The sequence below is a fragment of the Collimonas humicola genome (assembly GCF_018304945.1).
In the GTDB taxonomy this organism is placed as follows: Bacteria; Pseudomonadota; Gammaproteobacteria; order Burkholderiales; family Burkholderiaceae_D; genus Collimonas; species Collimonas humicola.
The window spans coordinates 619,812-628,507 of the sequence record NZ_JAGQEE010000002.1; the positions used below are offsets into that span (position 1 = coordinate 619,812).

The 8,696-nt window shown below is 62.4% G+C and carries 11 protein-coding genes; 9 read left to right on the forward strand and 2 right to left on the reverse strand.

The features are described 5' to 3' along the window. The first annotated feature begins 76 nt into the window (after nucleotides 1-76). Entirely contained in the window at nucleotides 77-1,072 is a 996-nt protein-coding gene (locus KHU30_RS11485) for a LysR substrate-binding domain-containing protein (protein ID WP_211442760.1), read from the forward strand. On the opposite strand, the gene KHU30_RS11490 is transcribed toward KHU30_RS11485, so the two are convergent. Beyond that, a complete protein-coding gene (locus KHU30_RS11490) occupies nucleotides 1,047-1,961 on the reverse strand; it encodes an alpha/beta hydrolase family protein (RefSeq protein ID WP_230427325.1) in 915 nt (304 codons plus the stop codon). The genes KHU30_RS11485 and KHU30_RS11490 overlap by 26 nt on opposite strands. Nucleotides 1,962-2,064: 103 nt before the next feature. Here KHU30_RS11490 and KHU30_RS11495 point away from each other — a divergent pair, with 103 nt between their 5' ends. The 8 genes from KHU30_RS11495 to KHU30_RS11530 all read left to right on the forward strand — a co-directional run bounded on the left by KHU30_RS11495 (nucleotide 2,065) and on the right by KHU30_RS11530 (nucleotide 8,154). Continuing rightward, nucleotides 2,065-2,961 carry a LysR family transcriptional regulator gene (locus KHU30_RS11495; protein WP_211442762.1) on the forward strand — a complete coding sequence of 299 codons (897 nt, stop codon included), beginning with the start codon at nucleotides 2,065-2,067 and terminating at the stop codon, nucleotides 2,959-2,961. A 133-nt stretch (nucleotides 2,962-3,094) separates the two neighbouring features. Further along, nucleotides 3,095-4,297, forward strand: a complete 1,203-nt coding sequence (locus KHU30_RS11500) for an MFS transporter (protein ID WP_211442763.1) — start codon at nucleotides 3,095-3,097, stop codon at nucleotides 4,295-4,297. Next, the gene (locus tag KHU30_RS11505) at nucleotides 4,290-4,439 is read left to right on the forward strand and encodes a hypothetical protein (protein WP_211442764.1); all 150 of its coding nucleotides are present in this window, start codon (nucleotides 4,290-4,292) and stop codon (nucleotides 4,437-4,439) included. The genes KHU30_RS11500 and KHU30_RS11505 overlap by 8 nt, the downstream gene beginning before the upstream one ends. Nucleotides 4,440-4,521: 82 nt before the next feature. After that, a complete protein-coding gene (locus tag KHU30_RS11510; RefSeq protein ID WP_211442765.1) occupies nucleotides 4,522-5,160 on the forward strand; it encodes a tRNA-uridine aminocarboxypropyltransferase in 639 nt (212 codons plus the stop codon). A gap of 182 nt (nucleotides 5,161-5,342) precedes the next feature. Beyond that, a complete protein-coding gene (locus tag KHU30_RS11515) occupies nucleotides 5,343-5,621 on the forward strand; it encodes a DnaJ domain-containing protein (protein WP_211442766.1) in 279 nt (92 codons plus the stop codon). Continuing rightward, a complete protein-coding gene (locus KHU30_RS11520) occupies nucleotides 5,618-6,157 on the forward strand; it encodes a hypothetical protein (RefSeq protein ID WP_211442767.1) in 540 nt (179 codons plus the stop codon). Before KHU30_RS11515 ends, KHU30_RS11520 begins: the two co-directional genes overlap by 4 nt. A gap of 26 nt (nucleotides 6,158-6,183) precedes the next feature. Continuing rightward, a complete protein-coding gene (locus tag KHU30_RS11525) occupies nucleotides 6,184-6,891 on the forward strand; it encodes a hypothetical protein (RefSeq protein WP_211442768.1) in 708 nt (235 codons plus the stop codon). Nucleotides 6,892-6,936: 45 nt separating this feature from the next. After that, entirely contained in the window at nucleotides 6,937-8,154 is a 1,218-nt protein-coding gene (locus tag KHU30_RS11530) for a hypothetical protein (RefSeq protein WP_211442769.1), read from the forward strand. A 341-nt stretch (nucleotides 8,155-8,495) separates the two neighbouring features. Here the strand turns inward: KHU30_RS11530 and KHU30_RS11535 are convergent. Continuing rightward, on the reverse strand, nucleotides 8,496-8,696 hold a 201-nt coding region (locus tag KHU30_RS11535; RefSeq protein ID WP_211442770.1), incomplete at its 5' end, for a hypothetical protein.

Sequence of the window (8,696 nt, forward strand, 5' to 3'; positions counted from 1 at the left end):
GCAACTTCGGTATTGGTAAGCATATCGAACCAAACTCCCCTTGGGAAACGACTTGTTTTAACCATCTTGGTCAGCTATGCTTACCAACATGAGCCGACTTCCACTACACACCCTGCCGGTCTTCCGCAGCGCCGCCCGTTCGCAGAACCTGCGCGCCACCGCAGTCGAAATGCACCTTACCCACAGCGCCGTCAGCCAGCAGATCGGCGTACTGGAGCAGCAGCTGGGCTTTCCCCTGTTCGAGCGCCGCGGCCGCCGCATCGTGCTCAACGAAGCTGGCCAGACTTTGCTGTGCAGCGTCGAGTCCGCGCTGGCGCAACTGGACACCGGCGTACTGGCCGCCGCAGCCGCCGCAATCGGCACCTCGCAACGCCTGCGGCTGACCGTCATGCCCTCTTTTCTGCAACGCTGGCTGCTGCCGCGCATGCATCGCTGGCGCGAGCGCCATCCCGACATCGCGCTGGAACTGCATTCCTCGCAGCAGCTGATGGACTTGCAGCGCGATGGTTTCCACGTCGCGCTGAGGCAAGGCAAGGGCGGCTGGCCGGGCTTGAGCGATGAGCGCCTGATCGACAGTCCGCTGGTGGTGGTGGCTTCTCCCGCCACCGCGCGCCGCTTGCAAGGCGGCAGCGTCGCCGCCCTGGCGCACGAACCGCTGCTGGGCAGCGCCGAGTCCTGGGACCGCTGGTTCAGCGAAGCCGGACTCAAGCTGCGCAGCAATCCGGTGGCCACATTCAGCGATGCCGGCCTGATGCTGCAAGCCGCCGAGCAAGGGCTGGGGATTGCGCTGGGACGCGAGTTCATGGTGGCCGACGCCCTGCGCGACGGCCTGCTGGTGCAACTGTCGGAACAGCGGCTGGCGCCGGATGTCGACTACGCTTCCTACTTCCTGGTATATCCGCCCGCCCTGCGCGACTGGGCGCCGCTGCAAGCCTTGCGCGGCTGGCTGCATGACGAAGCGTGCGCCTTGCAGAAAAACATTGCGCCGGCGCCGCCGGTCATTACGCCGATGGCGGCAGAGCCGCAAAGGAAATCGGCGGCGCGTGCTAAAGCGGCAAAACCGAAGCCTTAGCGGCAGGTTCCGCCGGCAAGAAGTCGGCAGCCTGGCGCGTCACTGTGCCGCTATCCAGCCAGGCCAGCGATTCCAGCCACAGACTGTCGCTGAAGCGATCGTGGAAAAATGCGAAATGGCCGATTTCGGCCAGCGCCAGCTCTTGCGGCCGGACCACTACATGGGTGCGCTCGCTGCCGCGGTAGTGGCGCAGCAGCCGCAGCACGGCGGACGGGGTGCCGAAGTCGTCGTCGCTGATGCTGTAGGCCAGCAGCGGGCAACGCAGCTGCGGGAACAAACGGCCGGCGCCGGCCGGCGCCAGGCGCGCGCGGCGGAACGCCCATTCATACGCGACGCCGGCCGGCAAGTCTTCCAGCCAGCCCAGCCGGCGCCCGGGAAAGTAACCGGCCAGCGCCGTCGCCAGCGGCATCAGCACATGCCACTTCAGCAGCATGCGAAAGCGCGCGCGGGCGGCGTAGTCCTGCCAGTAGGCGAACTGCGCCGCCACCGTCAGCATGCGGTCGATGCGGCCGCCGGAAGCGCTGAAGCCTGGCAGCACGCCGCCTATGCTGTGGCCGACCACGGCGATGCCGGCATCGGGAAAATTCTTGATCACCCATTGCAGGATGCCTTCGAAATCCTTGCTGCCCCAGTCGAACTTGCTGGCCTTCAGGCTGCGCAGCGAAAGCGGCCGCGAGGCGCCGATGCCGCGGTAGTCATAGGTGACGGCGAGATAGCCATGGGCTGCCAGGAAGCGGGCGTAGCGCGCATAGTAGCTGGCCTTGACGCCGGTGGCGCAATTGATGATCGCCACTCTTTGCGGCAGCTGCAGCCGGTCGGAGTAGTGCAAGGTGGCGGCCAGTGGATAGCCATCGGTGGCGGTGATCCGGGTGGGGGATTCGATCTGCATTTGTCCTCGAACTGCGGCTCTGTAAGTCATCGATTGTAGAGAGCAAAAGGCGCGGGCATAAGGTATGCTGCCATCATCTCTTTGTTGAGCATGACTCACCAATATGAACAATCTCGACGCCAATTCGCTGATCATCTTCCATCATGTCGCCAGCGGCGGCAGCCTGACCAAGGCCGCCGAGGCGCTGGGGCTGTCGCGTTCCGCGCTCAGCCACCGTATCAAGGCGATTGAAGCGCGGCTCGGCTGCCAGCTGCTGATCCGCACCACCCGCAGCGTCAGTCTGACCGACGCCGGCTACCGCCTGGCGGCCTATGCCGGCCGGATCGCAGACACCCTGGGCGAGGCCAACCTGCTGGCCAACGGCCTTAACCAGGACAGCGCCGGCCTGCTGCGCATCTCGGCGCCGTCCGGCCTCGGCACGGTCTGGCTGCGGCCGCTGATCCTGGCATACATGGAGGCCAATCCGCTGGTCAGCGTCGATTTGCGTCTCAATGAGTTCGCGGTCGACATCACCAGGGATCCGTTCGACCTGGCGATCCGCGTGACCTCGCAGCCGCCGGAAAATGTGGTGGCCAAGAAGCTGTTCGGGATTTCCTGGTGGCTGTGCGCCAGCCCGGAACTGGCGGCGCGCTTTGCCGACGAACTGGCAGTGCCCGATATTTCGGCGATACCGGTGGCCGGTTTCGCCCGCGCCAGCCAGCTGCACGACATCGTGCTCACGCGCGGCAAGCAGAAGCTGCAGGCGATGCGTTCCCCTGTGTTGGTCTCGAATGAATTGCAGGTGGTGCGCGATGCGCTGCTGCGCTCGCTCGGCATGGCGGTCCTGCCAGACTATTACGCGAAGCAGGACGTGCAGGCCGGGCGCCTGCTGCGCTTGTTGCCCGAGTGGCAGGTCGATGCCGGCTACGGCGATCATGTCTACGCCTTGCATCTGCCTGGCCGGATGACGCCGCCGCGGGTCAAGCGGCTGATTGATTTCCTCAAGCGGCGCAGCCAGTAGTCATCGCTATTGTTGAGTTTTCTTCACCGCAGATGTGATCCTGCGCTACCTTATCCTGCTTCTGCGCCGCGTCTAAAATGACTCCCGGACGGCAGCGTTTGCGCCGCATCTCAACCCCCTCTGCGGAAACCTTATGACTGCCAAGCCGCGCGCCACCTGGCTGATGCTGACCTGCTTCGGCATGATCCTGTTCCTGTGCATCGGCCAGCGCCATAGCTTCGGCCTGTTCCTGCGGCCGATGAGCATGGATCTGGGCTGGGAGCGCGCCACGTTTTCCTTTGCCATCGCCTTGCAGAATCTGGTGTGGGGCGTCAGCCAGCCGTTCACCGGCATGCTGGCCGACCGTTACGGCGCCAGGCGCACCTTCATCGCCGGCGGCATTTGCTATGCACTGGGCCTGTACGGCATGTCGCAAGCCGGCAGCGGACTGCAGCTGGCGGCCAGCGCCGGACTGCTGGTCGGCGTCGCCCAGAGCTGCACCGGTTTCGGCATCGTCTACGGCGCGGTCGGCAAGCTCGTCAGCGCGCAACAGCGTGGCATGGCGCTGGGCATTGTCGGCGCCTTCGGCTCGCTCGGCCAGTTTGCCATGCTGCCTTCCAACCAGGCCTTGATCGGCCATCTGGGCTGGTCGCATGCGCTGCTGATCGGCGCCGGCCTGTGCCTGCTGATGGCGGCGCTGGCGTTCGGCACGCCGGCCGGCGCCGGCAAGCCTGCGGCCAGCGCCGGCCAAAGCATGCGACAGGCGCTCAGCCAGGCTTTCCGCCACAAGGGATTTCTGCTGCTGACCCTGGGCTTCTTCGCTTGCGGCTTCCAGCTGGCGTTCATCGCTACCCACTTGCCGGCTTACCTAGCCGACCAGGGACTGAGTCCGACGGTGGGCGTGACTGCGCTGGCGATCGTGGCGCTGGCGAATATCCTGGGCACCTGGCTGTGCGGCTATTTCGGTGAAAAAATCAGCAAGAAATACCTGCTGGCGGCGATCTACGGCATCCGCGGCATCGCCCTGGCGGCCTACGTCCTGCTGCCGGCGACGCCGCTGACCACGTATGTCTTTGCCGCCGTCATGGGGCTGATATGGCTGGGCACGGTGCCGCTGTCGAATGGCGTGGTGGGGCAGATCTTCGGCTACCAATATATTTCCACCCTGTACGGCTTTGTCTTCCTGAGCCACCAGCTGGGCAGCTTTCTCGGCGTCTGGCTGGGCGGCCTGCTGTTCGACATGACCGGCAGCTACCAGCCGGTCTGGGCCATCGCGATAGGCCTCAGCGCGGTGGCGGCCATCATCAGCCTGCCGATCGACGACCGCGCGGTCCAGGCCAGGCCCGTCCATGTCTGAGCCGGCACCCCTGCGTTTAAGGCAATGGCTGGCGATCCTGCTCGGCGGCGCCCTGCTGCTGGCTTTGCTGGCAGCCTGTTTCCGCGCTTATCTGCGGCCGGATTTCCTGCTGGAGCTGATTTCAAGCAGTTTAATGTGCTGATTGATGTGCAAATCGAGGGCATGGCGCTCACGCAGCTGCCAACGGTGGTTAAAATCGGGGCTGCCATCGATTCCTTTACACCATGACCCAGCCGGACCCCGTCAAACGCCTCACCTGCCCTGGCTGCACGCGGCCGCAGCGCACTTGCCTCTGCGGCTGGATCAGGCCGACCGCGCACGCGGTGCAAGTGCTGATCCTGCAGCATCCGCTGGAAGTCCATCAAGCCAAGGGCAGCGCCGCCCTGCTGCAGCTGAGCCTGCCCGGCAGCCGGCTGGAGGTCGGCGAAGCCTTTGCGGAACCGGTGTTGCAGGCGCTGCTGCAAGCGCCGCCCGGCGGCCGCACCGTCCTGCTGTATCCGGACACGCCCGGAGACCAGAGCTTGCAGCTGGCCGCGCCGCCGCCGCTGGACCCGGCGCGGTTGCCTGAAGCGGAAAAACTGCGGCTGGTGGTGCTCGACGGCACCTGGCGCAAGAGCCGCAAAATGCTCTACCTCAATCCGCTGCTGCAGCAGCTGCCGCGCCTGGCGCTGCAGAATATGCCGACCGCGATGCCGGCCTCGCGCTACCTGATCCGCAAGGCCCAGCGGCCGGGGCAGTTGTCCACGCTGGAGGCGACTTGCCACGCCCTGATGCAACTGGAGCATAATGAGGAGCGCTATTTGCCCCTGCTGACGGCTTTCGATGGCTTCGTGGCGCAGCAGCTTGCCTATGGGGGGCGCTGAAAACCGTGGTTTTCCGGCTACGCGCGGCATCGACTTCCGGCTTGCGCTCGTGTATCCTCCGCAGTCTCTCCCTAAGTGTTTGTTTTCTCTCGGCAACAAATGCTTACCCTGCAAGTATTCCATCGGTAACAAGATAACGGTCTGGCAGTCGGCCTGACCGCCAAGCCAACGTGTGAGGACGCATGAAGGACTATTACGCCGTTCTCGGCCTAGACAGTGATGCAACGAGCGGCGCGCTGAAAAGCGCCTATCGCAAGAAAGCCTCAGAGTTTCACCCCGACAGGAATAGCGCGCCCGATGCGCCGGCCCGCTTCCGCGATGTGCAGGAAGCCTACGATCTGTTGTCGGATGCCGTGAAACGCCAGGAATACGATGAAAACCGGCGCCGCAGCCTGTTGGAAAATCCGCTTGAGAGCGCCCGACAAATCTGGACCACTTATATGAACAAGGTTATGCAATGATGCTTTCCGCTTTTTTCGAAGACTTGACCAAGGCTTACCAGGCAGAACTGGAAGACTTGCAAAGCGATTCCGAAGGCAACGATATCCTGACATCGCGCCTGAAGAGCAAGCGCTCGCAGTTTGCGCTGATGATGCCGATGATAGAAACCGATCCGGAAATGGTGGCCGTGGCGTTTCATGGCGGCGTCGATTTCACCAATCCGCAGCAGCTGACCATGCTGCTGGGCGAAGAGCCTGACGATTTCCCTTCCTGGAACGAGGTCGCCGATGCGGTGCAGTTCGAGTCGTGGGCGCAAAAGCTGGCCGACATCGCTTTGCAGGAACCGGGCGGCGAGCGCTTCCTGATCACCAGCGTTTGCCTCGAATACCTGTATGAGAAGAGCAACGGCAGCTACCAGGGCGTCTACGGCCACTCGGCCCATGGCGAATCGGACGACGCAGTGGAAGGCGTCGAGGAAGACGAAGAAGACGGCCGCGACCTGGAAATCGAAGGCGCCGACTGGCTGGCGGAGCAGGGCTTCGAACGGCTGGGCTGATTTAAACATTTTGACACTGTGATTCCATGACAAACGCGCTCGTAGTAAAAGCAGCAAACCTGATCCGCAACGGCGATATCGCCGGGGCCGAATTCGCTTTGGTCAGCCTGGCCGAGACTGAAGGCGATTACGCCCTGGTCGCCGCGCTTGACACGCTGCCGCCGAAAGACCTGCTGGCGGTGATCCGCGAATACGACACCTCGAAAGAGTCGGTGGTCAACCTGCTGGTGACGCCGGAGCAGTTCGCGCGCGCCGTGGTCATGGAACGTCTGTACGGCGACCATAGCCATATACGCCTGCGCGGCATGATCAACGCCGTGCTGTTCCGCGACGATAGCCACACCGGCGAATTCATCGAAGCCATCGGCGAGGTCGACGGCGGCTGCGAAGCGCTGATCGATTACCTGTCGGATCGCGACGAAGAAGTCGTGCATTTCGTCACCTACGACACCTTCAACGTCAACCGCATGGAAGAAGGCGATGAAGTCGACAAGGCGGAAATCAGCGATCGCGACTGGAAGGAACTGACCTGGCTGCTCAAGCATGAGCATGCCGACATGTTCGAGCAGATCTGGCCGGTGCTGAAGAAGCGCATGAAGGAACGCCTGCGGCGCGAAGCCGAGCAGGAAATGCTGGAGCAGCAGGCGCAGGAGCCGCAGGAGCGGCGTGTGCGTCCCGCTGCTGCCGCAACGCCCGCGGCCATCGCCGATTCCGGCGAAGAGTCGGCGCTCTGAGCATCGGCTGTTTCTGTTTTCACCGTTCCTGAACTGACGCATCCCATGTCCGACAAGCACCGGAATATCGATCTCATCGACAAGCGCCCTTTCTTTGAAAAGGCGCTTGGCTTTGGTCTCAAGAGCGGCATCCTGGACCAGGAAAAATGCCGCGCCATGATAGAAGACGCCGCCAAGGGCACGGTGCAGGTGGCCGCCTTTTTCGGCACCAGCCATCTGCATGCCGACCTGGAAAATGCGCGGCAGCGTATCGTCAACCTGATCAGCCTGTACCTGGAACAGACGTTCAGCGGCGATCTGCGCAAAGCCGCGGAATCCCTGCGCGACAACACCTTCCTGTCGCATTCGCGCGGCGGCAACGAGATGCTGAAAGCTTTGCATGCGCTGCCGGATTCCACCATTTTCGGCGATAGCAAGGGCCAGGGGCTCAAGGAATTCCAGGATGAGCGGACGCTGGCAAAGCCGTTTTCCCTGAATGCTTATCGCAAGGAATTGAAGTCGCGCGAGGAGGCTGCGGCGGTGTTGGCGGCGGCTTTGTGGTTTGCCGATGACATGGGCGTGGAGCGCGCTGCGCTGGAGTTTGCCGGGGCAGAGACTGTGATTCGCACGGCCTTGCTGGCGCGGCTTGGCGGCGCCGAGGAGTTTCCTGGGCGGCTGGGGTTTGCCAGGCTGGTCGCTACGGTGCGCGATGAAGGCGTTGTCGGCGGCAAGCTGAAAATTCCTCGGCAGTTGCTGGACGATGTGCCGGTTGAGCATCGCGATATTGCCGGCAAAGTGCGGCGTGAAATCGAGAAACAGGATGCGCTGGCAGATGCCGGGGTAGGGCTTGATTCCTTGCTGAATCTGATCGAGTTGCGTTACTTCGTGCTTGAGGGCGGGCTGGAGGATGCGGACGGGTTCGATGCGCTGGTGTCGAAGGAGTGGAGCAAGGTTACCAAGGGCAAGGAAGATCCTTATTCGCGTTTGACGATCTTCATGTGCATTGCGGCGGGCATCAAGCCGAAGACAGCGGTGTCGGAGACCGAGGCGCGGGCGATGGTTCGGCGGGTGCGCGAGCATGGTTTCGAAAGTGAAGCGGTGTTGGCGTTCATCCGCGATGCGGCGCCGTTCGAGATCAAGGATAACCTGCTGTCTTTGTGGGAGGACGAGTTCCTGCCGGAGGCGGAGCAATACCTGCTCGATGACGACGACCTCAAATTCACACGCGCGATGAAATTCCTGAAAGAGAACTGCAACATCAAGCTAAAAGCCGCCACCAAATAAAGAAAAGCGATTGCGCTACTCCGGTAGCAGTCAAATGGGGTCAGAGTTTTTTTTCGCGTCCTTTGCGAAAATTACTCTGACCCCATTTGACGTTCTACGACGTAGGTGCGATAGCGTTCTAAGCTCGATCTGATTTGGCGACCTCCACGGAGGGAATGCCAAAAGCAACGGTAACTTAGTTAAATAGGGTCGGAGTTTTTTTTCGCGGCCGTTTGCGAAAATTACTCCGACCCTATTTAACGGGCTACGGAGTATATGCGGCGGAAATCCAAGAACGGTCTGTGGATTGCTAAAACTTTTTCTACTCCGTGGACGCTAGCCGGGAGCGGCCCGGCAGCCGCTCACTTTCTTTTGCTTCGCCAAAAGAAAGTAAGCAAAGAAAAGGCGACCGCAAAGCCGTTGCCCTCCCTTCGGTCGGGTCCCCAAATCCGGCGCATGCCAGCCGGGTGGGGGACAAAACTCGCCTTCGGCTCAAACATGTCCCCCACCCGGCTGACACGCGCCGGATTTGGCAACGTCTCAATGCGGGGTACTTCAAAAAC

What these genes read in the sequence shown, in the direction of transcription:
- KHU30_RS11525 (WP_211442768.1), top strand. Translation starts at nt 6,184, where the DNA reads ATGACAAACGCGCTCGTAGTAAAAGCAGCAAACCTGATCCGCAACGGC.
- KHU30_RS11495 (WP_211442762.1), top strand. Translation starts at nt 2,065, where the DNA reads ATGAACAATCTCGACGCCAATTCGCTGATCATCTTCCATCATGTCGCC.
- KHU30_RS11485 (WP_211442760.1), top strand. Translation starts at nt 77, where the DNA reads ATGCTTACCAACATGAGCCGACTTCCACTACACACCCTGCCGGTCTTC.
- KHU30_RS11510 (WP_211442765.1), top strand. Translation starts at nt 4,522, where the DNA reads ATGACCCAGCCGGACCCCGTCAAACGCCTCACCTGCCCTGGCTGCACG.
- KHU30_RS11505 (WP_211442764.1), top strand. Translation starts at nt 4,290, where the DNA reads ATGTCTGAGCCGGCACCCCTGCGTTTAAGGCAATGGCTGGCGATCCTG.
- KHU30_RS11500 (WP_211442763.1), top strand. Translation starts at nt 3,095, where the DNA reads ATGACTGCCAAGCCGCGCGCCACCTGGCTGATGCTGACCTGCTTCGGC.
- KHU30_RS11530 (WP_211442769.1), top strand. Translation starts at nt 6,937, where the DNA reads ATGTCCGACAAGCACCGGAATATCGATCTCATCGACAAGCGCCCTTTC.
- KHU30_RS11515 (WP_211442766.1), top strand. Translation starts at nt 5,343, where the DNA reads ATGAAGGACTATTACGCCGTTCTCGGCCTAGACAGTGATGCAACGAGC.
- KHU30_RS11490 (WP_230427325.1), bottom strand. Translation starts at nt 1,961, where the DNA reads ATGCAGATCGAATCCCCCACCCGGATCACCGCCACCGATGGCTATCCA.
- KHU30_RS11520 (WP_211442767.1), top strand. Translation starts at nt 5,618, where the DNA reads ATGATGCTTTCCGCTTTTTTCGAAGACTTGACCAAGGCTTACCAGGCA.